The 23,243-nt window shown below is 69.8% G+C and carries 19 protein-coding genes; 6 read left to right on the forward strand and 13 right to left on the reverse strand.

The window, feature by feature from the left end; genetic code table 11:
• Positions 1-28 precede the first annotated feature (28 nt).
• Positions 29-1,315, forward strand: a complete 1,287-nt coding sequence (locus tag KCH48_RS30050) for an MFS transporter (RefSeq protein WP_210578057.1) — start codon at positions 29-31, stop codon at positions 1,313-1,315.
• A 456-nt stretch (positions 1,316-1,771) separates the two neighbouring features.
• Positions 1,772-2,788 carry a sigma-70 family RNA polymerase sigma factor gene (locus KCH48_RS30055; protein WP_210578058.1) on the forward strand — a complete coding sequence of 339 codons (1,017 nt, stop codon included), beginning with the start codon at positions 1,772-1,774 and terminating at the stop codon, positions 2,786-2,788.
• Here the strand turns inward: KCH48_RS30055 and KCH48_RS30060 are convergent.
• Positions 2,672-3,058 carry an STAS domain-containing protein gene (locus KCH48_RS30060; RefSeq protein ID WP_210578263.1) on the reverse strand — a complete coding sequence of 129 codons (387 nt, stop codon included), beginning with the start codon at positions 3,056-3,058 and terminating at the stop codon, positions 2,672-2,674. The genes KCH48_RS30055 and KCH48_RS30060 overlap by 117 nt on opposite strands.
• 177 nt (positions 3,059-3,235) lie before the next feature.
• Between KCH48_RS30060 and KCH48_RS30065 the strand changes: the two genes are divergently transcribed.
• Entirely contained in the window at positions 3,236-4,159 is a 924-nt protein-coding gene (locus tag KCH48_RS30065) for an AEC family transporter (RefSeq protein WP_210578059.1), read from the forward strand.
• Between the two features lie 155 nt (positions 4,160-4,314).
• On the opposite strand, the gene KCH48_RS30070 is transcribed toward KCH48_RS30065, so the two are convergent.
• From KCH48_RS30070 to KCH48_RS30105, 8 genes are all read right to left on the reverse strand, one after another.
• The gene (locus KCH48_RS30070; protein WP_210578060.1) at positions 4,315-5,607 is read right to left on the reverse strand and encodes a thymidine phosphorylase; all 1,293 of its coding nucleotides are present in this window, start codon (positions 5,605-5,607) and stop codon (positions 4,315-4,317) included.
• A gap of 70 nt (positions 5,608-5,677) precedes the next feature.
• Positions 5,678-6,067: a cytidine deaminase gene (locus tag KCH48_RS30075; RefSeq protein WP_210578061.1), complete on the reverse strand. Its 390-nt coding sequence runs from the start codon at positions 6,065-6,067 to the stop codon at positions 5,678-5,680.
• Positions 6,064-7,338 carry an ABC transporter permease gene (locus KCH48_RS30080; RefSeq protein ID WP_210578062.1) on the reverse strand — a complete coding sequence of 425 codons (1,275 nt, stop codon included), beginning with the start codon at positions 7,336-7,338 and terminating at the stop codon, positions 6,064-6,066. The genes KCH48_RS30075 and KCH48_RS30080 overlap by 4 nt, the downstream gene beginning before the upstream one ends.
• Positions 7,335-8,456 carry an ABC transporter permease gene (locus KCH48_RS30085; protein WP_210578063.1) on the reverse strand — a complete coding sequence of 374 codons (1,122 nt, stop codon included), beginning with the start codon at positions 8,454-8,456 and terminating at the stop codon, positions 7,335-7,337. Before KCH48_RS30085 ends, KCH48_RS30080 begins: the two co-directional genes overlap by 4 nt.
• Position 8,457: 1 nt before the next feature.
• Entirely contained in the window at positions 8,458-10,017 is a 1,560-nt protein-coding gene (locus KCH48_RS30090) for an ABC transporter ATP-binding protein (RefSeq protein WP_210578064.1), read from the reverse strand.
• A gap of 209 nt (positions 10,018-10,226) precedes the next feature.
• Positions 10,227-11,273 carry a BMP family protein gene (locus KCH48_RS30095; protein WP_210578065.1) on the reverse strand — a complete coding sequence of 349 codons (1,047 nt, stop codon included), beginning with the start codon at positions 11,271-11,273 and terminating at the stop codon, positions 10,227-10,229.
• A 742-nt stretch (positions 11,274-12,015) separates the two neighbouring features.
• The gene (locus KCH48_RS30100) at positions 12,016-13,059 is read right to left on the reverse strand and encodes a BMP family protein (RefSeq protein ID WP_210578066.1); all 1,044 of its coding nucleotides are present in this window, start codon (positions 13,057-13,059) and stop codon (positions 12,016-12,018) included.
• A 336-nt stretch (positions 13,060-13,395) separates the two neighbouring features.
• Positions 13,396-14,616 (reverse strand): M20 family metallopeptidase, encoded by a 1,221-nt coding sequence (locus KCH48_RS30105; protein ID WP_210578265.1) that lies wholly within the window; start codon positions 14,614-14,616, stop codon positions 13,396-13,398.
• 505 nt (positions 14,617-15,121) lie between these two features.
• Here KCH48_RS30105 and KCH48_RS30110 point away from each other — a divergent pair.
• On the forward strand, positions 15,122-15,781 hold the full coding sequence (locus KCH48_RS30110; protein WP_210578067.1) for a class I SAM-dependent methyltransferase: 660 nt from the start codon (positions 15,122-15,124) through the stop codon (positions 15,779-15,781).
• Positions 15,782-15,810: 29 nt separating this feature from the next.
• Here KCH48_RS30110 and KCH48_RS30115 read toward each other — a convergent pair whose 3' ends face one another.
• From KCH48_RS30115 to KCH48_RS30130, 4 genes are all read right to left on the reverse strand, one after another.
• Complete coding sequence (locus tag KCH48_RS30115; RefSeq protein WP_210578068.1) at positions 15,811-16,893, reverse strand: hypothetical protein; 1,083 nt, start codon at positions 16,891-16,893, stop codon at positions 15,811-15,813.
• 118 nt (positions 16,894-17,011) lie between these two features.
• Positions 17,012-17,950: an N-acetylneuraminate synthase family protein gene (locus KCH48_RS30120; RefSeq protein ID WP_210578069.1), complete on the reverse strand. Its 939-nt coding sequence runs from the start codon at positions 17,948-17,950 to the stop codon at positions 17,012-17,014.
• Between the two features lie 8 nt (positions 17,951-17,958).
• A complete protein-coding gene (locus tag KCH48_RS30125) occupies positions 17,959-19,191 on the reverse strand; it encodes an N-acylneuraminate cytidylyltransferase (RefSeq protein ID WP_210578070.1) in 1,233 nt (410 codons plus the stop codon).
• Between the two features lie 107 nt (positions 19,192-19,298).
• Complete coding sequence (locus KCH48_RS30130) at positions 19,299-20,642, reverse strand: DUF6716 putative glycosyltransferase (protein ID WP_210578071.1); 1,344 nt, start codon at positions 20,640-20,642, stop codon at positions 19,299-19,301.
• A gap of 198 nt (positions 20,643-20,840) precedes the next feature.
• On the opposite strand from KCH48_RS30130, the gene KCH48_RS30135 reads away from it, so the two are divergent.
• Both KCH48_RS30135 and KCH48_RS30140 read left to right on the forward strand, forming a co-directional pair.
• Positions 20,841-21,827, forward strand: coding sequence for a glycosyltransferase family 2 protein (locus KCH48_RS30135; RefSeq protein WP_210578072.1), 987 nt, complete (start codon positions 20,841-20,843; stop codon positions 21,825-21,827).
• On the forward strand, positions 21,827-23,182 hold the full coding sequence (locus KCH48_RS30140) for an alpha-2,8-polysialyltransferase family protein (RefSeq protein ID WP_210578073.1): 1,356 nt from the start codon (positions 21,827-21,829) through the stop codon (positions 23,180-23,182). The genes KCH48_RS30135 and KCH48_RS30140 overlap by 1 nt, the downstream gene beginning before the upstream one ends.
• The last annotated feature ends 61 nt before the right edge of the window (positions 23,183-23,243 follow it).

Raw genomic sequence — 23,243 nt, forward strand, 5'->3', positions numbered from 1 at the left:
ATGAGTGCGGGGTCTTTACGTTCGAGGCATGCCTGCTGCCAGTACCGAGGCGTCCACCACCGTGGGCGCCGACTCCGTTGTTCCCGCCGTCTCCTCCGACTCCCGTATGGCTCCGGGCGGGCCCGGCTACCGCCGGATGAGCTTCGCCCTGTTCCTCGCGGGCGTGGCGACCTTCGCGCTGCTGTACTCCACGCAGGCCCTCCTCCCCCTGATCTCCGGCGAGTTCGGTGTGACGGCGAGCGACGCGAGCTGGACGGTGGCGGCGGCGACGGGTGGTCTGGCGCTGTTCGTCCTTCCGATGAGCGCGCTGTCGGAGCGTTATGGCCGTCGTACGGTGATGACGGCGTCGCTGGTGGTGGCGGTGACGGTCGGGATGCTGGTCCCGTTCGCCCCTTCGCTGCCCGCGCTGGTCGCGCTGCGGGCGTTGCAGGGCGCGGCGCTGGCAGGGCTTCCGGCCTCCGCGACGGCGTATCTGGCGGAGGAGGTCCGGCCCAGGGCGCTGGTGACCGCCATCGGTCTGTTCGTCGCGGGCAACAGCGTCGGCGGGATGAGCGGCCGGGTCATCACCGGGTGGGTCGCGCAGGAGTGGGGCTGGCGGGTCGCGGTGGGCGTGATCGGCGCGCTCGCCGTGGCCTGCGCGGTGGCGTTCCGCCTGCTGCTTCCCTCCCCGAAGCACTTCCGGCAGGGCTCGCTGCGGCCCCGGGTGCTGGCCCGCACGGTGCGCGATCACCTCGCCGACCCGCTGCTGTGCCGTCTGTACGCGATCGGCGCGCTGTTCATGACCGTCTTCGGCGGCGTGTACACGGTGATCGGCTACCGCCTGACCGAGCAGCCGTTCAGCCTCCCGCAGGGCATCGTCGGCTCCATCTTCCTGGTCTACCTGGTCGGCACGGTGTCGGCGTCCACGGCCGGGCGCCTGGTGGGCCGGCTGGGGCGCAGGGGTGCGCTGTACCTGGCCGGCGGCACGACGGCGACGGGCCTCCTGCTGTCCATCGCGGACTCCCTCCCCCTGGTCCTGCTCGGCCTGGTCCTCATCACGGCAGGCTTCTTCGCGGGCCACGCGGTGGCGTCCTCGGCGGTCAGCAAGACGGCGACCACGGGCCGCGCCCAGGCTTCGGCCCTGTACCAGTCGGCGTATTACATCGGCTCCAGCGCGGGCAGCACGGCCGGAGCGGTCGCCTTCCACGCGGGGGGCTGGGCCGGGACGGTGGGGGTCGGACTGCTGGCGGTGCTGGGAGTCGTCACGATCACGGTGTTCGGATCCGTGGCAGCGGCAAGGGTCACCGCACGACGGGACCCGGCGACGGCGCACTGAGACGCCGGGCCCGGCAACGGAGTTTCCTCGCCCCCGCCGCCCCTACCCGTCCCATCCCCCAGGGGCTCCGCCCCTTCGACCCCGCCAGGGGGCTCCGCCCCCTGTACCCCGCTCCTCAAACGCCGGAGGGGCTGGTTTTTCAGCCCGTCCGGCGTTCGAAAGACGAGAACCGCCATCCCCAACCCCCACCCACCCGCTGGGGGCGCGCTTCTCAGCGCCGGTGCGTGCATTTCAGCCCGTCCGGCGTTTGAGGACGAGGCCGTTCAGGCCGATAGCGGGGGTCTGGGGGCGCAGCCCCCAGGGATGGGACGGGTAGGGGCGGCGGGGGCGAACTCTCCTGACCTGCACGTTCATCCACTCCGCACGCCATTGTCAGTCCCCTGCGGTAGCTTCCGAAGTGCTGGACGCAATGAGGCGTACGACACAGGCACGGCCACAGGGGTGGGTGGACGATCGATGACCGACATCACGACGACGACAACAGACCTGGACACCAAGCTCGAAGCACACCGGACCGAGCTGACCGGCTACTGCTACCGCATGCTGGGCTCGAGCTTCGAGGCGGAGGACGCGGTGCAGGACACCCTCATCCGAGCCTGGCGCAGCTACGACAAGTTCGAAGGCCGCTCCAGCGTCCGCTCGTGGCTCTACAGAATCGCGACGAACGTCTGCCTGGACATGCTCACGGCGGGCAACAAACGCGCCCGGCCGATGGACCTCACCGACTCCACCCCCCTCGCCCAGGCCGCCCTCTCCCCCCGCCCGGACAACACCTGGCTGGAGCCGATGCCGGACGCCCGCGTGCTCCCCACCACCGCCGACCCGGCGGAGGCGGCCATCGCCAAGGAGTCCGTGCGGCTCGCGTTCATGGCCGCCCTCCAGCAACTCCCGCCCAAGCAGCGCGCGGTGCTGATCCTGCGCGAGGTCCTGGCCTGGAAGGCGAGCGAGGTCGCCGAACTGCTCGGCACGACGGTCGCGTCGGTCAACAGCGCGCTGCAGCGGGCGCGGGCGACGCTCGCGGAGCGGGAGCAGCCGGGTGCGGACGCCACCGTCTCCGACCCGCTGGACGAGGAGCAGCAGAAGCTCCTGGAGCGCTATGTCGCGGCGTTCGAGGGCTATGACATGACGGCCCTGACGGCGTTGCTGCACGAGGACGCGATCATGACGATGCCGCCGTTCGACCTGTGGCTGACCGGCGTCAAGGACATCACCGGCTTCATGACGACGCTCGGCGCCCCGTGCGCCGGCTCCCATCTGGTGCCGGTCCAGGTCAACGGCCTGCCGGGCTTCGCCCAGTACAAGCCGGACCCGGAGAAGGGCGGCTTCACCCCGTGGGCGGTGCAGGTCCTGGAGATATCAGACGGCCGGATCACCGGGTTCCACTGCTTCCTGGACACCGAACGCTGGTTCCCGCTGTTCGGGCTGCCCCTCCATGTCGAAGCGGAGGCCGACCAGGTCGAGAAGGGCGTGTAGGGCGGGGGCTGGATCGCGGAGCCGGATCCGGCCTCCGGCCCGCCGGGCGGCGAGTTCCAGCCGGGCCAGCAGGTCGACGGTGCCGAGCCCCGGCGGTCCGAGCCCGCCGACGTCGCACACCACGACGCCGGTCTCCGTCGCCTCCAGCAGCGCCCGCACGTCGTCGCACAGCCCTGTCACCTCGTCCCTGGTGACGGGGCCGGTCAGCACGAGTACTGCGGGTGTCATGGCGTCCACGAGCGGTAGACCGGGCGGGCGGGCGTAACTCATCGGGGCGCCGCGCTCAACGTGCCGCACACCCGCACCGCAGGCTGCCGTACACCCGCGCGCGGCCCGCGAAGGATCACATTGACCTGCGTCCCGCCTTCCCCGGAGGGTTGGGTGCATGCTCCATGAATCAGCACCTCCGGCGATACCCCACGGCTTCCTCACCGCTGAGGAGGCGCTGTGCAGGGGGTGCTGACGGGCTTCGCGGTGATCGCGGTCGTCATCGCGGTGGGCTATGTGCTCGGCCGCCGCGGCCACCTCGGCGAGCATGGCCGCGAGGTACTGACCAAGCTGGCCTTCCACGTGGCGTCCCCGGCGTTGCTGTTCACCACCCTCGCGCAGACCGACCTGTCGGTGGTCTTCTCCAGCCGCCTGCTGGTGACCGCGCTGAGCACGGCAGCGGCGGCGGGCGTGTTCATCGCGGTGGGTGCCGTACGCGGCTGGGGCCTGGGGCGTACGACGATCGGCGCGCTGTGCTCCAGCTACGTCAACTCAGGCAACCTCGGCATCCCGATCGCGGTGTACGTCCTGGGCGACGCCTCGCTGGTGGCGCCGGTGCTGCTGTTCCAGCTTCTGCTGCTGACGCCCGTCGCGCTGACGGTGCTGGACCTGTCGACCGCCCGGGACGGCAAGGAGCCGCTGTGGCTGAGACTCCTGACGCCGCTGCGCAATCCGATCGCCCTGGGTTCACTGGCCGGCGTCGCGGTCTCGGCGACCGGCCTCCGCGTCCCGGCCCCCGTCATGGACCCCGTGACCCTGATCGGCAACATGTCGGTCCCCGCCGTCCTGCTCGCCTTCGGCATCTCCCTGTGCGGCAGCACGATGCCCGGCCGGGGCCCGGACCGCCATCTGGTCCTGCTGTCGGTGGCGCTGAAGTCGGTGGGCCAGCCCGCGGCGGCCTGGGCACTCGCGGCCGGCGCCTTCGGCCTCCACGGCGCCCAACTCCTCGACGTGGTGGTCACATCGGCACTCCCGGCCGCGCAGAACCTCTTCACCTACGCGTCGAGATACCGAGTGGCCGAGCGACTCGCACGCGACTCGATCCTGCTGTCGACGGCGCTCTCGGTACCGGTCCTGGTGCTGGTCGCGACCCTGCTCGGCTGAGGGCGAGCAGGCGAAAGGGGCCGGAGCCCGAAGGTTCCGGCCCCTTTAGGGCGTGGCGCGCCCGAAGGGGCGCGGGGAACTGCGCGACCAGCCACGATGGTGCCGCAGACTATCGACGGCCCGCCACGGCACTTCCAGCGGAGCGCTCAGGCGCGTCAGGCAATACGCTCCCGCACCACCGGCGACGCCTTGAAGTCCGTCCCCGCCGCCGAGACGTCGTACGAACCCTCCACCGCCTCCAGGGCGTACGCGAAGCGTTCCGGTGTGTCCGTGTGCAGGGTCAGCAGGGGCTGGCCCTCGGTCACCGTGTCTCCCGGCTTGGCGTGCAGTTCCACGCCCGCGCCCGCCTGGACCGGGTCCTCCTTGCGGGCACGCCCCGCGCCGAGGCGCCAGGCGGCGACGCCGATGTCGTAGGCGTCGAGGCGGGTCAGGACGCCGGAGGCGCTCGCCTTCACCACGTGCTGCTCGCGCGCCACCGGCAGTTCCGCGTCCGGGTCGCCGCCCTGCGCCGCGATCATGCGCCGCCAGACGTCCATCGCGGAGCCGTCGGCCAGGGCCTTCGCCGGGTCGGTGTCGCGGATGCCCGCCGCGTCCAGCATTTCGCGGGCCAGCGCCAGAGTCAGCTCCACCACATCCGCCGGTCCGCCGCCCGCCAGCACCTCCACCGACTCGCGCACCTCCAGGGCATTGCCCGCCGTCAGGCCCAGCGGCGTCGACATGTCCGTCAGGAGCGCCACCGTCTTCACACCGTGGTCGGTCCCGAGGCCCACCATCGTCGACGCCAGTTCCCGCGCGTCCTCGATCGTCTTCATGAACGCGCCCGTGCCGACCTTGACGTCCAGGACGAGCGAGCCCGTGCCCTCCGCGATCTTCTTCGACATGATCGAGGAGGCGATCAGGGGGATCGCCTCGACCGTGCCGGTCACATCGCGCAGGGCGTACAGCTTCTTGTCCGCCGGAGCCAGACCGTCGCCCGCCGCGCAGATCACCGCGCCGGCACCGTCCAGCACGGACAGCATCTCCTCGTTCGAGAGCAGCGCCCGCCAGCCGGGGATCGACTCCAGCTTGTCCAGCGTGCCGCCGGTGTGGCCGAGCCCGCGGCCCGACAGCTGAGGGACAGCGGCCCCACACGCCGCGACCAGAGGAGCGAGCGGCAGCGTGATCTTGTCACCCACCCCGCCCGTCGAGTGCTTGTCGGCCGTCGGACGGGACAGCGTCGAGAAGTCCATGCGCTCGCCGGAGGCGATCATCGCGGCCGTCCAGCGGGCGATCTCCCGGCGGTTCATGCCGTTGAGCAGGATCGCCATCGCGAGCGCGGACATCTGCTCGTCGGCGACCTCCCCGCGGGTGTACGCGTCGATGACCCAGTCGATCTGCACGTCGCTGAGTTCACCGCGGTCCCGCTTGGTACGGATGACGGAGATGGCATCCGTCGACAAAGCAGCCATGGCGTTCCTTCCGAAAAGAGCAAGAAAGTGCGCGGCCCCTCCGATCCGGATCAGAGGGGCCGCACGGGAGTTACTTCGTGAGGTGCCCGGGCCCGAAAGCCTGCGGCAGCATCTCCGACAGCGGCAGGATTCCCGCCGGTGTCTCCATCAGCAGGTCCGGTCCGCCGAACTCGTACAGCAGCTGCCGGCAGCGGCCGCACGGGACGAGGATGTCGCCCTTGCCGTCGACGCAGGTGAAGTGCGTCAGCCGGCCGCCGCCGGTGCGTTGCAGCTCCGAGACCAGCCCGCACTCGGCGCACAGCCCGAGCCCGTAGGAGGCGTTCTCGACATTGCAGCCGGAGACGGTGCGGCCGTCGTCGACCAGGGCGGCGACGCCGACCGGGTAGCCCGAGTAGGGGGCGTACGCATGGGACATGGCGTCCCTCGCCACCGACCGCAGGGCCTCCCAGTCGACGGTCACTTGCCTTGTCCCTTCCGGTACGGCATGCCGTTCGCCCTCGGCATGCGCAGCCTCTGGGCGGACAGCGCGAGGACGATCAGCGTGATGACGTACGGCGTGGCCGAGACGACCTGGTTGGGGACCTCGTTGGTGCCGGCGTACCAGGCGAACACCAGGCCGCCGACGATCAGCGTGATGACCGCCTGGACGTACTTCTTGCGTACGGCCATCCAGATCGCGCCGATGAGCAGCAGCAGCGCGCCGAGCAGCAGCAGCGCGTGGACGTTCTCGGAGCCGCCGCGCAGGTTGAGGCTGTCGGTGTAGCCGAACAGGCCCGCGCCGATGGCGAGTCCGCCCGGCATCCAGTTGCCGAAGATCATCGCGGCGAGGCCGATGTAGCCGCGACCGCTGACCTGGCCCTCCAGATAGAAGGGGTTGGCGACGGTGGAGAGGAACACGCCACCGAGGCCCGCCAGACCGCCCGAGATGATGACGGCCAGGTACTTGTACTTGTAGACGTTCACACCGAGCGACTCGGCCGCGACCGGGTTCTCACCGCAGGACCGCAGCCGCAGACCGAACGCCGTACGCCACAGGATCCACCAGGTGGCGGGGATCAGCGCGACGGCGATCAGGGTCAGCCAGGAGACGTTGGTGATCAGGCCGCCGAGCAGTCCGGCGACGTCGGAGATGAAGAACCAGCCCTTTTCGTTGAGGTCCCGCAGGCCGTCGGAGAGACCCGGCACCGTGAAGTTGCCGAGCGAGTCGACCGCCGGGGACTGCTTGGCGGAGCCGCCCTCGTGGCCCTCGAAGGCGAGGGGCGCGAGATAGCGGGTGGCGCCCAGGGCGAGGATGTTGATGGCCACACCGGAGACGATGTGGTTGACGTTGAAGGTGATGGTGACGAGGGCGTGCAGCAGACCGCCGACGCAGCCGCCGATGATGCCGACGAGGACACCGGTCCACGGGCCCCACTGGAATCCGGCCCAGGCGCCGAACCAGGTGCCGAGGATCATCATGCCCTCGAGGCCGATGTTGACGACGCCCGCGCGCTCGGCCCACAGACCGCCGAGACCGGCGAGGCCGATCGGCACGGCGAGCTGGAGCGCGGTGGACATCTGGCTGACGTTGGTGATGCCGTCGGCGCCGGTGATGATGCGGACGATCGAGGTCAGCGCCAGGGCTCCGGCGATGATCAGCAGCACGACGGGCCACGACAGGCGGCGGCCGGTCGGCGCCGCGGGCTGCAGCGTGGGCTGGTTGACGTCGGTCGCCGAGATGGGGGCGGTCATCGGCCAGCCACCTCCTTCGTGGTGTTGGTGGCGCCGAGGACGTGACCGGCGGCCAGTTCAGCGCCGACGCGGCGCTGCTGGCGGCGCAGACCCCATTCGCGTACGGCTTCATAGGAGACGACGACCGAGAGCACGATCAGGCCCTGCATGATGACCGCGATCTCCTTGTCGTAGTCGTGGAAGTCCAGCTCGGGCGAGGCTTTGTCGAGCCAGGCCCACAGCAGGGCGGCGAAGGCGATGCCGACCGGGCTGTTGCGGCCGAGCAGGGCGATGCCGATACCGAGGAAGCCGATGCCGGTGGGGAAGTTGAGGTTGTAGGTGTGGGCGTCGCCGAGCAGGATCGGCAGGCCCGCGAGACCGGCGAGGCCGCCGGAGAGCAGCATGGCGGTGAGCACCATGCGCTTGGGATCGACACCGCTGGCCGCGGCGGCGGTCTCCGAGGCGCCGGAGGCGCGCAGGTCGAAGCCGAACCGGGTGCGGTTGAGGGTGACCCAGAAGGCGATGCCGAGCACCACGGCGAGGATCACCAGGCCGTAGATCTCGCCCGCGTCGCCCATGTCGATGCCCGGCACCCAGCCGGACTCGTGCATCTCGCCGGTGGTGTTGTTGTTGCCGACCTTCACGCCGAAGACGTTGGGCAGCCACAGGTAGGCGATGACGGAGGTGGCGATCGCGTTCAGCATGATCGTCGCGACGACCTCGCTGACGCCCCGGGTGACCTTGAGGACACCGGCGATACCGGACCAGAAAGCGCCGGTGCAGACGGCGGTCAGGAGGAGCAGCGGGATCTGCAGGGCGGCCGGCAGATTGGCGTGGGCGCCGACGATCGCGGCCATCATGGCGGCGAGCTGGTACTGGCCGTCGACGCCGATGTTGAACAGGTTCATCCGGAAGCCGATGGCCACCGCGAGCGCCGCGATGTAGTACATCGAGGCCTGGTTGATGACCAGGACCTGGATGTCGGAGAACCCGATCTGCTCGAACATGATCGTGAACGGCTCGACCGGGTTCTTGCCCGAGGCGATCAGCACGATCGAGCTCAGCGCGAAGGCCACGGCGAGCGCGATGACCGGTCCGGCCACCGCGAGGAGCACGCGCTCCTTGTCGAACTTCTTCATTTCAGCGGGCCTCGTCTTCGCCGGGCTCGGGGGCGTCTTCGGGGGTTTCCTCGTGCTCCAGATGACCGGTGGCCGCACCGGTCATGGCCGAGCCGAGCTCCTCCGGGGTGATGGTGGCCGGATCGGCGTCGGCGACCAGCTTGCCGTTGTAGATCACGCGGAGGGTGTCGGACAGGCCGATCAGCTCGTCCAGATCGGCGGAGATCAACAGCACCGCAAGCCCCTCCCTCCGCGCCTCGCGAATGTGATCCCAGATGGCGGCCTGCGCACCGACGTCCACGCCACGGGTGGGGTGGGAGGCGATGAGGAAGCGCGGCTTGTGGGTCATCTCGCGGCCGACGATCAGCTTCTGCTGGTTGCCGCCGGACAGGGAGGAGGCGGTGACGTCGATGCCGGGGGTGCGGACGTCGTACGCCTCGACGATCCGGCGCGTGTCCTCCTGCGCGGCCTTCGGATCGAGCCATACGCCCTTGGCGTTCGGCTTCTCGGTGACGTGCCCGAGGATGCGGTTCTCCCAGAGGGGGGCCTCCAGGAGCAGCCCATGCCGATGGCGGTCCTCGGGGATATACCCAATCCCCTGCTCACGGCGCTTACGCGTCGTCCAGCCGGTGATCTCTTCCTCCGCCAGCGTGATGGTCCCGGAGTCGGCGGCCTTGAGCCCAATAAGAGCATCGACCAGCTCGGTCTGCCCGTTGCCCTCGACACCGGCGATACCGAGCACCTCACCGGCGTGAATGGTGAAGGTGATGTCGTCGAGCAGCGCCTTGCCCCCGAACGCCTCCAGCCGCAGCTTCTCCACGCTGATGACCGGACGGTCGGTGACGGTCGACTCGGCGGTCTCCGGCGTGGGCAGCTCGCTGCCGACCATCATCTCGGCGAGCTGACGCGAGGTGGTCTCGGCGGGAACAGCGGTCCCCACGGTGGTCCCCCGCCGGATGACGGTGATCTCGTCGGCGACCGACAGCACCTCGCCCAGCTTGTGCGAGATGAAGATGACCGACAGCCCCTCGGCCCGCAGCTCACGCAGGTTGTCGAACAGAGCGTCGACTTCCTGCGGCACGAGCACGGCGGTCGGCTCATCGAGAATCAGAGTGGTCGCACCCCGATACAGGACCTTCAGAATCTCCACCCGCTGCCGAGCGGCGACACCGAGTTCCTCCACGAGCACATCGGGCCGCACCCCCAGCCCATACCGCTCGGAAATCTCCTTGATCTTCTTCCGGGCCTTGCCCCCAATGCCGTACAGCTTCTCGCTGCCCAACACGACGTTCTCAAGAACCGTCAGATTGTCGGCGAGCATGAAGTGCTGGTGCACCATGCCGATGCCGCGGGCGATGGCGTCGGCGGGACTGCCGAAGCTGACCTGCTCGCCGTCGATCGCGATGGTGCCCTCGTCCGGCTTCTGCATGCCGTAGAGGATCTTCATCAGCGTCGACTTGCCGGCGCCGTTCTCTCCGACGAGGGCGTGGACGGTGCCCTTGCGGACGGTGAGGTGGATGTCGTGGTTGGCCACGACGCCCGGGAAACGCTTTGTGATCCCGGCGAGCTCGACGGCGGTCACCTGACCGTTGACCGCCGCGCCGGCCGGAGGGCTGCTGGACGCGTTGATGGCGCACTCTCCTGGGGACGGGGGTCGTCTACGCGCGTAGCGCCCCTACGGCATTCAAAGGGGCCGACGCATCGCTGACAACGGGGTACGGGGAGAAGCCTCCCCGTACCCCGTTGAGCGGACGTAACCCCGCGGTTACACGCTGCTCAGGGTCTCGATATTCAGCTGGACTTGACCTTGATCTCGCCGCTGATGATCTTCTCCTTGGCCGTCTGGATGGCTTCCTGGAGGGCGGCGTCGTCCGCGAACTTCGGGTTGGAGTCCGCGAGACCGACCTCGCCGCTCTTCAGATCGCCACGAACGATACCGGTCTCCGGCTTACCGTCTTCGACCGACTTCGCCAGGTTGTAGACCGCCTTGGCGACGTCCTTCGTCGCCGAGGTCAGGATCGATTCCTTGTACGTGGCGAGCGCCGCCTGCTTGTACTGGTCGGAGTCGACACCGATCGCCCACACCTTGTTGGCGGCGGCGGCTTCGATCACACCCTGACCCGACAGACCAGCAGCCGCATACACAACATCGGCCTTCTTCTCGATCTGCCCCTCGGCGGCCGACTTGCCCTTGTCGGGGCTGGAGAAGCCGCCTTCCTCCGCGGTCTGCGTCAGATACTGCGACAGAACCTTGACCTTCGGGTCGGTGTCCTTGACGCCCTGCGCGAAGCCGGCCTGGAACTTGTGGATCAACGGAATATCCACACCACCCACAAAGCCCACGGTGTTGGTCTTGGTGCTCTTGGCGGCCGCCACACCGGCGAGGTAGGAGGCCTCCTCCTCGGAGAACACCAGGTCGGCGACGTTGTCCGCCTGGACCTGGGAGTCGTCGACGATGCCGAACGTCGTGTCCGGATACTTCTCGGCGACCTCCTTCACAGCCGGCGCGTACGCGTACCCAACCCCAACCACCGGGTTGTACCCCTGCTTCGCCAGCGAGGCCAGCCGCTGAGCCTTGTCGGCGTCCGTCTCCCCGTCCGTGGGCTCGACGTCGTCCGTCTCGTACCCGAACTCCTTCTTCGCCTTCTCCAGCCCCGCGTACGCGGCGTCGTTGAAGGACTGGTCGCCCTTGCCGCCGACGTCGTACGCGATGGCGAGACCCTTGTCGCCGTCCGACTCCGACGACGCGGAGGTGGACGTACCGCCACAGGCGGACAGAACGAGGGCGAGGGAGGCGGTCGCTGCGCCCGCGACCGCGAGGCGGGAAACCCGGCGCATGTTGTGGTGCTCCTGTCGTACGAGCGCCGGACGGATCGGCTACGGCGCTGGCTTCGCCGCAGATTAACGCGCGTAGACAAGCCTGAAAACCCCTTCTGTCCACCTTGTTACCCGCCCGTGCCCTGCGCTTCGCGGAGGGCGGCGCTGACGGGTGCCGCGAGTTGACGCCGGCCGGGGGTCGGTCGCCCAGCCCGGCGCTGACGGGGCGCCGCGCCTCGGTGCCGGCCGGGGGTGGGTCACGCAGCCCGGCGCTGACGGGGCGCCGCCTGCGCCCACCCGTGCCGCCCCAGGCGGCACGCATGCCCGCAGCTGGGCGGGACGGCAGCTCGCAGCTGGGCGGAGCGGCAACTCGTGGGCGGGACGATGCAACCGCCTGCCGGGAGGGCACCCGCCTGCCCGCAGCCGGACGGGACGGTACGGCCGCCTGCCGTGCAGCCGCACGACTGCCCGCAGCTGGACGGCGTGCCACCGTGCTGCCGCAGTCGCGCGCGGCGGGAAGGGGACGGGGTGGGGGGTGTCCGCCCGCAGCGGCGGGCGTCAGCGCGGGGTGCCTGCGGAGAAGCGGCAACCGCCCGACCGAGGACGGACACCCCCCACCCCGGCCCCGACCCACCCCCCACAGCAGGCGCTACGCGCACCCCCACCCACCCGCGCCTCCCGCCGGGAGGCATCCCCCACACAACGCGAAGCGGGCCGGCACCCAACCGGCTGCCAGCCCGCTCCACGTCACCCCGACCGCCGACTACTCGGTCTTGACCTTGATGGACCCGTCGATGATCGCCGCCTTCGCCTTGGCCACCGCATCCGACAGACCCGCGATCTTCGCGAACTCCGGGTTGCTCTCGGCGAGACCGACGCCGTTCACCTTCAGGTCGAAGGTCTGGACACCCGTCAGCGGCTTACCGTCCTCGACCGACTTCGACAGCGCGTACACCGCCCCGCCGACATCCTTCAGAGCCGACGTCAGGATGTAGTTCTTGTACTGCGCCAGCGCCGCCTGCTTGTACTGGTCGGAGTCGACCCCGATCGCCCACACCTTGGCCTTCGCCGCAGCCTCGATCACACCCTGCCCGGACAGCCCGGCAGCCTGGTAGACGACATCGGCCTTCTTCTCGATCTGCCCCTCGGCCGCGGCCTTGCCCTTGTCCGGGCTGGAGAAGCCACCCTCCTCGGCCGTCTGCGTCAGATACTGCGAGACGACCTTGACCTTCGGGTTGGTCTCCGCGACGCCCTGCTTGTAGCCGGCCTCGAACTTGTGGATCAGCGGGATGTCGACACCGCCGACAAAGCCAACCGTGTTGGTCTTCGTCGCCTTCGCCGCGGCGACACCGGCGAGGTAGGAGGCCTGCTCCTCGGCGAAGACGAGAGACGCGACATTGTCGCCCTCGACGACCGAGTCCACGATGCCGAACGTGGTGTCCGGGTACTTCGAGGCCACGGCCTCCATCGCGGGACCGTAGGCGAACCCGATGCCGATCACGGGGTTGTAGCCCTGCTTGGCCAGTGAGGACAGCCGCTGCTCCTTGTCCGCATCGGTCTCGCCCTCGGTCGGCTCGACGTCGTCCGTCTTGTAGCCGAACTCCTTCTGAGCCTTCTGCAGGCCCGCGTACGCGGCGTCGTTGAAGGACTGGTCGCCCTTGCCGCCGATGTCGTACGCGATGGCGAGACCCAGATCCTCCTTGGCCTCGTCACCACTGTCACTGCTGGTGCCACCGCATGCGGTCGCGGCGAGTGCGAGCGACGCGACCCCCACCGCGACGCGGGTCAGTTTGGATATCCGACGCATCGTGAAGTTCCCCATTCTCCAAGCCCCGCAGTGGGTGCTGAGTTCGGCGCAGAGTAACGCGCGTAGACCCTCCTGGGAACGGGGTTCCGCGTGGCCGTTATCCATTCGTGCCGATGGCCGGTTACGTCCTTGTGAACCACCGGATCGAAAGGTGTTCTTGGGGACACCGCACCCCATGGGTCCCGCACGCTCCGTGCACCGGGGGTGCCGTCAGCGTGATGGCACCCGGACATGCACGCCATGCGCTCAGGCTGCCCCCGCGATCCCCCGTCCGCAACCGGAACGAACCACCAGGCGCGCGCCCTACACCCCGCCTACGCCCCACCTACGCCCCACCTACGCCCCGCCCTCAAGCAACGCGGCCGCGGTGAACAGCTCCACCCCCACCGTGATCGCCGACTCGTCGGCGTCGAAGTCCCCCTGATGCAGATCGCGCACGGTCCGCTCCCCCGGCGTCCGCACCCCGAGCCGCGCCATGGCCCCCGGCACATGCTCCAGATACCAGGAGAAGTCCTCGCCCCCGAGAGACTGCTCGGTGTCCTCCACAGCCTCGGCACCACGCCGCGCGACCATGGCGTCCCGCAGCAGCTCGGTGACGCCCGCGTCGTTGACGACGGGCGGCACGCCCCGCACGTAGTTGATCTCGGACTTGGCCCGGTACAGATTGGCGATCTCGTCGATCGCCGCATGCACGATGTCCGGCGCCTGCCGCCACGCCTCGATGTCCAGGCACCGCACGGTCCCGGACAGTTCGGCGTGCTGCGGAATGACGTTCGGAGCATGCCCGGACTCGACCCGCCCCCAGGTCACGGCGAGCCCACTACGCGAATCGACGCGCCGCGAAACAAGAGCGGGCACATCGGTGATCACACGAGCCGCCGCAGTGACCAAATCAGTCGTCAGATGAGGCCGAGCCGTATGCCCACCCGGCCCGTCCAGAGCGATCTCCAGCCGATCACAAGCGGACGTGATCGCCCCGGCCCGCAGCCCGATCCGCCCGGCGTCCACGCGCGGATCGCAGTGCACGGCGATGATCTGCCCCACCCCGTCCAGCACGCCGCACTCGATGGCATCGGCGGCACCCCCGGGCAGCACCTCCTCGGCGGGCTGGAACAGCAGCCGCACGGGCCGCGGCAGCTTCCCCTGCCGGTGCAGCTCGGCCAGCACGAGCCCGGCGCCCAGCACGACGGTCGTATGCACATCGTGCCCGCACGCATGCGCCCGGTCGGGCACCGTCGAGCGGAACGAGCACTCACTCTTCGTGTCCGGAATGGGCAGCGCGTCGATGTCGGCGCGCAGCGCGAGCATGGGGCGTACGCCGTCCAGGTCACCGATGTCGCAGACGAGCCCGGTCCCGATGGCGAGCACTCGCGGGGCGAGGCCTGCCTTCTCGAGCCGTGCCTTGATGGCCGCGGTGGTGCGGAACTCCTGGTTGCCCAGCTCCGGGTGCATGTGCAAGTCGCGCCGGAAGGCGACGAGTTCGGCACGCAGCGCCTCGGGCAGCGTGCCGGCGAGCACGGCTTCCCCGGGGAGATCGGCCTCGGACTCCAGTGACATCAGTTGCTTCACCCTCTGAAGGGTAGGACGCCCGGGTGGCCAACTGACCCACGATCAACAAAAGTTCAACCTGTTAGGGGAAGAAAATCTGGCCGCCAGACGCATGGCTTTCGACTGAGATGGGTAAACTCGCCCGACTTCCGGCCGAGTGGATCATGAGATACCGGTTACCCACTCTCCACGGATACCACGCCCACCGCGCCCCCGGCGGTTCTGTTCACCTGTCGGAACGGCGGCCCGAGCCCGGCACACCCCGCCCGACCTGCGCCCCGACCGCGCCCCCACGGCCCCCCGACCACGGCTCCACCCGGCGCACAACCGACACTCCACACCCCCGCGACCAGGCCCCCACCAGGCACGCACTCACCAAGCCCACCCGCGACCGGCAAACGGGCAGCCGGAACGCGACCGGCAACCGGGCAGCCGGGAAACAACCGGCACCGGACAAGCAGCGGTCAGCCAAACCGGCCCCCCGACCCCGCCCGCCCCCACTAGCGTGCGCCCCGTGAACCCCGAAACCCCCGCTTTCCTCCACGCGACCCGGACCTCGTACGACGCCATAGCGGGCCCGTACAGCGACCGTCACGCCGACCATCTGGCCGACCTGCCCCTGGACCGGGCCCTGCTCACCGGCTTCGCCGACCTGGTGAAGGGCGCCGCGCCGCATCCCGTGGCCGACATCGGCAGCGGCCCGGGTGCCGTGACCGCCCGCCTGAACGACCTCGGGCTGCCGGTGTTCGGCATCGACCTGTCGCCGCGCATGGTGGCGCTGGCCTCCCGGACGTACCCCGAACTCCGTTTCCACGTGGGCTCGATGACGTCGCTGGACCTTCCGGACGAGACCCTGGGCGGCATCGTCGCGCTCTACTCGCTGATCCACGTCCCCGACGATCATCTGCCGACGACGTTCGCGGAGTTCCATCGCGTCCTGGTCCCCGGCGGCCATGTGCTGCTCGCCTTCCAGACCGGCGACCACGACAGCTCCGAACACCTCACGGAACGCTTCGGACAGCAGATCGCGCTCGACTGCCACTGGCGCACCCCGGAGACGGTGACCGACCACCTGACCAAGGCGGGCCTCGACGCCCGCGCACGCGTCGTCCGCGAACCCCACGAGGACGAGAGCCGCCCCCGCGCGTTCCTCCTGGCCCGCAAACCGGCGTAGCGCACACGGGCCGGCGCCGACCGCCGCCCTCACACCACCGTGACCGCCGACAGCCGGTGCACGTCCCGTGCCGTCCCCGTCACCCCGGACAGGAAGCCCTGCGCGCGGGGGGAGGCGTTCTCCGTCAGCCAGGCGGGGTCGATGTCGCACACGGCGACGCGGACCTCCGTGCCGGACAAGGCGAGGGGAAGGGTGTGGACGACGGTGGAGGGGAAGCTGAGGATCGTCCGGCCGATGGGCCCGCGGCGGGCGATCAGCTCCAGCGGAAGGTCCGGTCGTACGATCTCCAGTCCCGTCTCGACGGCCAGCCGGTGGAGCTTCTCCGTGCCCTCCCGGCGGTGGGCGAAGTAGCGGGTGGCGCCGTGGGCCTTGGCGAGGGAGCGGACGGCCTCCAGATAGCTGTCGCCGTCCACCACGCCGGTCTCCACCAGCGAGGTGCCGACCATGTCCGCGCCCTTGGTGATCCGGGGCGGGCCGAAGCGGAAGCGGGTCCAGGCGAAGGTGTTCGCGGTGACCGTCACTCCGGCCGGGGTCTCCCCCATCGGCATGGACGAGAAGATCTCCACCCGGCGCTTCTCGCTGGGCGTGAGGCGGCGGCGGGCCGAGGACGACACCGGGGCGAAGATCAGGTCCCTGGGCCCGGGGCGGCCGCCCTTGCGGTGCCAGCGCACCAGGCGCTCACCGCTGGCCAGCTGGGCGACGAACTCCATCGTCGCCGTGCCGTCGTCGACGACCACCAGGTCGCGTGCCTTGGTGATGGTCAGCAGCAGCTGGACGTAACGGGAGAAGGGATCGCCCAGGACGATCCGGTCGGCCCGGCGGAGCACGCCCGTCAGACCGCCGATGGTCTGGAACGGCGCCATAGCACCGCCCCGCGCCTCTTCCCAGCGGACCTCGTGGCCCTCCTGGCGGGCCAGCTCGGACATGCGCCGCAGCTGACCGCGGGTCATCGGGTCGATCGGGGACAGGACCACCAGGGTGAGCCCCGCGTCGGGGCCCTCCTGGGTGTGCGGAGCCTGGGCATGCGCCCACTCCAGCACGTTCAGGAGCTGTACCGGACTCTCCACGAAAGCGAGAGTCTTCAGGCCGGCTGACCCGGCACGGGGGCTCATCGGCGAACGACCGTCCCGTCGTAAGGCGCTGTGTGCGCGCTGCGAACTCTAAGCGTTCTGGGGGGCGTTCGGGGCGGACACCGGCCGGTGTCCGCCCCGAATCGCTGTCTGAGGGGGATCAGACCTGGACCGGCTCGCCCGCGGCGGCGGCGATCTCCGCCTCGGCGACGACGCCGTTGACGCGGCGCAGCTTCTTCATCGGGCCCAGCTCGGACTCGTAGACCTTCTTCACACCGTCACCGAGGGAGGCCTCGATGGTGCGGATGTCACGGACGAGGCGGGTGAGGCCCTGCGGCTCGACGGAGGCGGCCTGGTCGGAGCCCCACATCGCGCGGTCCAGGGTGATGTGGCGCTCGACGAACACCGCGCCGAGGGCGACCGCGGCCAGCGTGGTCTGCAGGCCGGTCTCGTGGCCGGAGTAGCCGATCGGGACGTTCGGGTACTCCTTCTCCAGCGTGTTGATCACGCGGAGGTTGAGCTCCTCGGCCTTCGCCGGGTACGTCGACGTGGCGTGGCACATGAGGATGTTGTCCGAGCCGAGGACCTCGACCGCGTGGCGGATCTGCTTCGGCGTCGACATACCGGTGGAGAGGATGACCGCGCGGCCGGTGGCGCGCAGCGCCTTCAGCAGCTCGTCGTCGGTGAGGGACGCGGAGGCGACCTTGTGGGCGGGGACGTTGAACTTCTCGAGGAAGGCGACGGCCTCGGTGTCCCACGGGGAGGCGAACCAGGCGATGTTCTTGGACTTGCAGTACTCGTCGATCTGGCGGTACTCGTCCTCGCCGAACTCCACGCGGTGGCGGTAGTCGATGTACGTCATCCGGCCCCAGGGGGTGTCGCGCTCGATGTCCCACTGGTCGCGCGGGGTGCAGATCTCCGGGGTGCGCTTCTGGAACTTCACCGCGTCACAGCCGGCCTCGGCGGCCACGTCGATCAGCTTGAAGGCGTTCTCCAGGTCACCGTTGTGGTTGATGCCGATCTCGCCGCAGACGTAGACGGGCTTACCGGGGCCGACCTCGCGCGAACCGAACGAACGGATGCGGGTGTTGGTGCTCATGGGTTTCCTTACTTGGTGAGGGAATCGAGAGAGGGGCCGAGGATCCAGCTGGCGATCTCTCGGATCGCGCCGTCGCCACCCGGGATGGTGGTGACCGCGCGTGCGGCGCCGCGCACGACGTCGTGGGCGCTCGCGACCGCCACGGGCCAGCCCACGAGGGCGAAGCACGGGAGGTCGTTGACGTCGTTGCCGACGTAGAGCACGCGCTCAGGCGCGATGCCCTGCTCCTCGCACCACTGCTTCAGCGCGAGGTCTTTCCGGTCGATGCCGTGCAGGACCGGAATCTGCAGCTTCCGGGCCCGGGCGGCGACGACCGGGTTCTGCTCCGTGGACAGGATCAGCATCTTCAGGCCCGACTTGCGCAGGGCCGCGATGCCGAGGCCGTCTCCGCGGTGCACGGAGACGAACTCCTTTCCGTCGGAGTCGATCAGCACCCGGTCATCGGTCTGGGTGCCGTCGAAGTCGAGGACGACCGCGTCGATGTCGGCGGCGGTCGGCAGCGCACCGGGACGGTCCGCGTCGAAGAGGGGGGCGAGCGCCCGGGCCCGCGCCAGCTCGTGGTGGTCGTCGATCTCCAGCACGCGGGCGGGGTCCGTGCGGACCAGCTCGGTGCGGCCGAAGAAGCGGTGCTGGTGCTTGCGGAAGCCGGCCGCGTCCATCGCGTAGGCGGCGCCGGTCTCCAGGAAGTCCTGGGGGCGGTCCTGGCGGCGCGGGCGGAAGGACTTGTCGTGGTTGACGCCGTGGCCGCCGTCCTCGGCGCCCTCGTCGCCGTCCCGCCAGATGAACCCGTGGAACGCGGCCACGGTCACCGCGGTGTCCGCGCCGTTGTCGAGGATCGCCGCGGCGACGCCGTCCACGTCCTCCCGGGCGAGGAACGGGCTGGTGCACTGCACCAGCATCACCACGTCCACCGAGGACCCGTGCAGCGCCTCGTGCGCGTCCATGGCGTGCAGCACGGCGGCCTCGGAGGTCGCCGTGTCGCCGGCGATGGCGGCCGGGCGGAGCACGACCTCGGCGCCCGCCTGGCGGGCCGCGGCCGCGATCGCCTGGTCGTCCGTGGAGACGACGACGTCGGTCACCAGTCGCGCGGCACGGCACTCGCGCACCGCGCGGGCCACCAGCGGCACGCCCCCGACCGGGGCGAGGTTCTTCGCGGGCACGCCCTTGGAGCCGCCGCGCGCGGGGATCACCGCGAGCACTCTGCGCACCGTAGCGCCTCGGTCTGCTGGCAAGTTGGTCATGGACATAACTCCTTGGACTTCTTGCGAAGGGCCATGGTTGCCCTGCGAAGGCCCCGCATGTGCTCGCGAGGGGTACGGGACGCGTCCCGGCGCCCCGGCCGGGCCGCTCACAGCTCCCCCATGCGCCGGATCACGGGCGCGACCCGCTGGACGCCGTGCCGGTAGGCGCCGCGCGCCGCCCGGCGCACGACCTGCCGGACCGGTCCGGGCTCCTTGTCGGCGGCGGGCGCACCGGGCAGCGGACTGCCGTCCGGGCCGAGGTGGTGGCGGGCGAGTATGCCGGGCAGGTAGCCGGGCGCGGTAGCCGGTGTGTAGTACGGCGTGAGGGGCGGCAGTTCGGCCGAGGAAAGCAGCTTGGCGATCCGTTCGCGAGCCGCGTCGAACGCGGTCTCGTAGGTGCCGTCGGCCGCGACGCCCTGCCGGGACACCCACTCCTCGTCCGGGGTGGGCCGGTGTCCCTCGTCGAGCTGGTCCCAGGAGGCGAGGCAGCCGGACCCCACGAAATGGTGATTGCCGAGCGTCTCGCGTACACCCAGGTCGGTGAGGATGACCGTGGGGATGCGTCGGTGCAGGGCTTCCAGCGCCGCCGTGGAACTGATCGTGACCATCAGGTCGGTGCGGTCGAGAACCTCGCCCATGTGCCCGTACACCAGGCGGAAGTTGGCGGGCAGATCGGTCTTCTGCGCCAGCTTCTGGTAGGGCAACTCCTCGATGTGCGTGGTGTGTTCGCCCGGCTTGGAGCGCAGCTTGAGCAGCACCTCGCGCTCGGGGTGCTTGCGGGCGTGCTGAATCAGCCGGTCCAGCAGGTACGTACGGTCCTTGCGGCTCTCCGGGACCGAGGGCTGCGCGGCGAACACCACGGTGTACGGCTCGTGTTCACCCGTGTAGGCCGCGCCGCCCAGGAACGGCAGGGCGACTTCGGTGACCGACGAGGAGTCGGCGCCCACACCGTCGTAAACCCCCCGGAAACGGTCCGCGTCCTGGCGGGAGTTGGCGAGGACGAGGTCCGCGCCGTGCCGCAGCAGCAGGCCGTCGGCGAGCTTCTCGTAGACGACGCCGACATAGCCGGTGACGACGACGGGACGCTTGGGGCGTCCCTCCCAGATCCGCTTGAGGCCGTGCAGCATCGCCTGGACACCGCCGCCGACCAGGGCGAGCACAACGATGTCGTACTCCTCCTGGTCCATGGCACGCAGGAACTCGACCGCTGTGACCTCCCGCAGGGAGTCGGCCTGGACGCCGACTTCCGCCAGCTGGCGGGCGGTTGGCGTGGCCCGGCCGCGTAGCAGAAATCCGCTCAGGGCAGGGGCAACTTGCGTGTCGCCTCGCGGTCCGGTTTCCATGGACGGGCCCGGAGCGATACGACCCGCGGTCAAAGCACCCCATTTCCAGCGGGTGTCGGAGTCCGCGAGCACGGCGATCCGCGGGGGCTTGCTGGTACTTGCTGGCACGTCGAAGACGCTAGGAAGCATTTCCTATGTATAGCCCAACCGCGACTCAACAAAAGGTTAACAACAGCACCACGACAACCGAACTGGCCCGTCAGACCTGCGGAAGTACTTGGTATGCACCGTTCCGACACACTGAGTTCACCTGTAGTACGATCACCAGAAAGTTCTGCCGCCGGTGAGCCCTCTAGGCTTTCGCAGGTGCCAAAGCTTTCCGTGATCGTGCCGTTCTACAACGTGCAGCAATACGCCCCCGACATGCTCAGAAGCCTGCGCGCGAACGCCAGGCGCGACTTCGAGTTCATCCTGGTAGACGACAAATCCAAGGACGAAACCCCCGCGATTCTCGAACGGGCCGCCGAGGAACTCTCGGACGTCGCCCAGGTGCGCGTCATCCGCCACGAGGAGAACGGAGGGCTGGCCACCGCACGCAACACGGGCCTCGACGCGGCGACCGGCGAATATCTGACCTTCCTCGACGGCGACGACTGGATCGCCCCCGGCTACCTCTCCGACCTGGTCTCGGCCATCGAGGAGCTGGGCTGCGACTTCATCCGGACGGACCACGTCCAGGCCACCGCCCGCGCCCGCTCGGTGCACAGGCACCCCCACGGCCGCCGTAACGAGGTGCTCGACCCGCGCGAGGCGATCCTCCCCGTCGACCGCACGACCTCCGTCGACTACGCCTACGCCTGGGCCGGCGCCTACCACCGCCGTCTGCTGGACAAGGGAGTGCTGCACTTCACCCACGGACTGCGCACCGCCGAGGACCGGCCGTGGATCTGGAAGCTGCACCGCGAGGCGGAGTCGTTCGCCGTCGTCGGTCTGCTGGGCGTCTTCTACCGGCGCGGGGTCGCTTCCTCTCTCACTCAGATCGGTGACGTCCGTCAACTCGACTTCATCCGTGCCTTCGACCAGGTGATTGAGGAGACGGCGGCCGACCGGGACGCCGAGCGGCTGCTGCCGAAGGCGGTGCGGACGTACTGCGCGATCATCGCCCACCACCTGTCCGAGATCGACAAGTTCGAGCCGGAGGTGGCCAAGCAGCTGCGGATCCGTTCCGCGGCGGCGATCAAGCGCATGCCGCAGGACCAGCTCGTCGATGTGCTCGACACCATGGACCTGCGCCGGGCCAGCAAGCTGCGGCGGCTGCGACGCCGGGTCAACACTGCGAAGGCGGCCGCCTGATGTCCTCGTCCTCCCCTACGACGTCCTCCCGCACGACGCAGATCTTCTGCGCCTCGACGCTGTACGGAGCGGCCACCCTGGCCGCCGCGATCGACTCGGACTGCTTCGCCGAGGCGGACCGCCGGCTGCTGCTGGTGTTCAACAACGCCGGGACACCGGAGACCACGCCGGCCGTCGACGAGATGCCGGGCTTCGAGTCGCTGCGCGACCACTTCGACGGCGTGCTGTCCTACAACGAGGCCATCAAGCCCTTCCACCCCGGCGCCTGGACGCCGCGCCCGGACGACATCCCGTTGTTCGAGCGCTATCTGCGGCTGCTGTGGGACCTGGGCGAGGACCGGGTGGAGCTGGTCCTGGAGTCCATCCAGGTCAGCCCGGCGCTCACCCTGGCCCAGCTGTTCACCGGCGCCCCGATCGACGTCTACGCCGACGGCCTGATGAGCTACGGCCCCACCCGCAACAAGCTGGACCCGCTGGTCGGCACGCGGGTACGGCGCCTGCTGCACCTGGACCTGGTGCCCGGTCTGACGCCGATGCTGCTGACCGAGTTCGACGTCCCGGCGCAGGTCGTGCCGGCGCCCGCGTTTCTGAAGGTGCTCAGCGGACTCGGCGGTGTCGTACCGGAGTTGCCGGTCCTGCCGGACAACGCGGCGCTGCTGCTCGGCCAGTACCTGTCCGCGCTGAACATCCTCTCCCCCAAGGAGGAAGAGGAGCTGCACGTGCGGATGATGCGCGGAGCCGTGGCGCGCGGGCACCGCTCGATCGTCTTCAAGCCGCACCCCACCGCACCGGCCCGCTACAGCCGGATCCTGGAGACCGAGGCCGAGAAGCTCGGCGTCGACCTCACCGTCCTGGACACGCCGGTCCTCGCCGAGGTGCTGTTCGAGAAGTCCCGGCCCGGACTGGTCGTCGGCTGCTTCTCGACGGCGCTGTTCACCGCCTCCGCGTTCTACGACCTCCCGGTCGCCCGCATCGGCACCGAGCCGCTCCTGGAGCGGCTGACGCCGTACCAGAACAGCAACCGCGTCCCCGCGGTGCTGGCCGACGCGGTCCTCCCGGACCTGGAGAACCGCAAGGGCGAGGAGACCGTCCCCGCGGACACCCTGTGGGCCCTGGTCACCGCCATAGGGTTCACCATGCAGCCGCAGATCTACGCGAGCCTGCGCCCGGTCGCCGAGCGCTACCTCTCCGAGCACTTCGGCCCCCGCACCCAGCGCTACTTCAAGCGCAAGCGGCTCACCTCGCTCGGCCTGCCCGGCGGCATCCCGGAGCGGCTGTCCTTCCTGCCCCGCAACGCGACGGCACGCCGGGTGGTGCGCAAGGCCCGGGCGCTGAAGAAGGCCGTGAAGCGCTGAGCGAATCAGGAGTGAACGCGGAGCCAATGTCAGCCAAACACCGATAGGCCACCCAGCTACT

The organism is Streptomyces sp. GESEQ-4, assembly GCF_017948455.1.
In the GTDB taxonomy this organism is placed as follows: domain Bacteria; phylum Actinomycetota; class Actinomycetes; order Streptomycetales; family Streptomycetaceae; genus Streptomyces.

Bases quoted from the DNA above. Each gene is read 5' to 3' on its own strand.
- KCH48_RS30050 (WP_210578057.1), top strand. From the start codon at position 29: ATGCCTGCTGCCAGTACCGAGGCGTCCACCACCGTGGGCGCCGACTCC.
- KCH48_RS30055 (WP_210578058.1), top strand. From the start codon at position 1,772: ATGACCGACATCACGACGACGACAACAGACCTGGACACCAAGCTCGAA.
- KCH48_RS30060 (WP_210578263.1), bottom strand. From the start codon at position 3,058: ATGAGTTACGCCCGCCCGCCCGGTCTACCGCTCGTGGACGCCATGACA.
- KCH48_RS30070 (WP_210578060.1), bottom strand. From the start codon at position 5,607: ATGGCTGCTTTGTCGACGGATGCCATCTCCGTCATCCGTACCAAGCGG.
- KCH48_RS30080 (WP_210578062.1), bottom strand. From the start codon at position 7,338: ATGACCGCCCCCATCTCGGCGACCGACGTCAACCAGCCCACGCTGCAG.
- KCH48_RS30085 (WP_210578063.1), bottom strand. From the start codon at position 8,456: ATGAAGAAGTTCGACAAGGAGCGCGTGCTCCTCGCGGTGGCCGGACCG.
- KCH48_RS30095 (WP_210578065.1), bottom strand. From the start codon at position 11,273: ATGCGCCGGGTTTCCCGCCTCGCGGTCGCGGGCGCAGCGACCGCCTCC.
- KCH48_RS30100 (WP_210578066.1), bottom strand. From the start codon at position 13,059: ATGCGTCGGATATCCAAACTGACCCGCGTCGCGGTGGGGGTCGCGTCG.
- KCH48_RS30105 (WP_210578265.1), bottom strand. From the start codon at position 14,616: ATGTCACTGGAGTCCGAGGCCGATCTCCCCGGGGAAGCCGTGCTCGCC.
- KCH48_RS30115 (WP_210578068.1), bottom strand. From the start codon at position 16,893: ATGAGCCCCCGTGCCGGGTCAGCCGGCCTGAAGACTCTCGCTTTCGTG.
- KCH48_RS30120 (WP_210578069.1), bottom strand. From the start codon at position 17,950: ATGAGCACCAACACCCGCATCCGTTCGTTCGGTTCGCGCGAGGTCGGC.
- KCH48_RS30125 (WP_210578070.1), bottom strand. From the start codon at position 19,191: ATGACCAACTTGCCAGCAGACCGAGGCGCTACGGTGCGCAGAGTGCTC.
- KCH48_RS30140 (WP_210578073.1), top strand. From the start codon at position 21,827: ATGTCCTCGTCCTCCCCTACGACGTCCTCCCGCACGACGCAGATCTTC.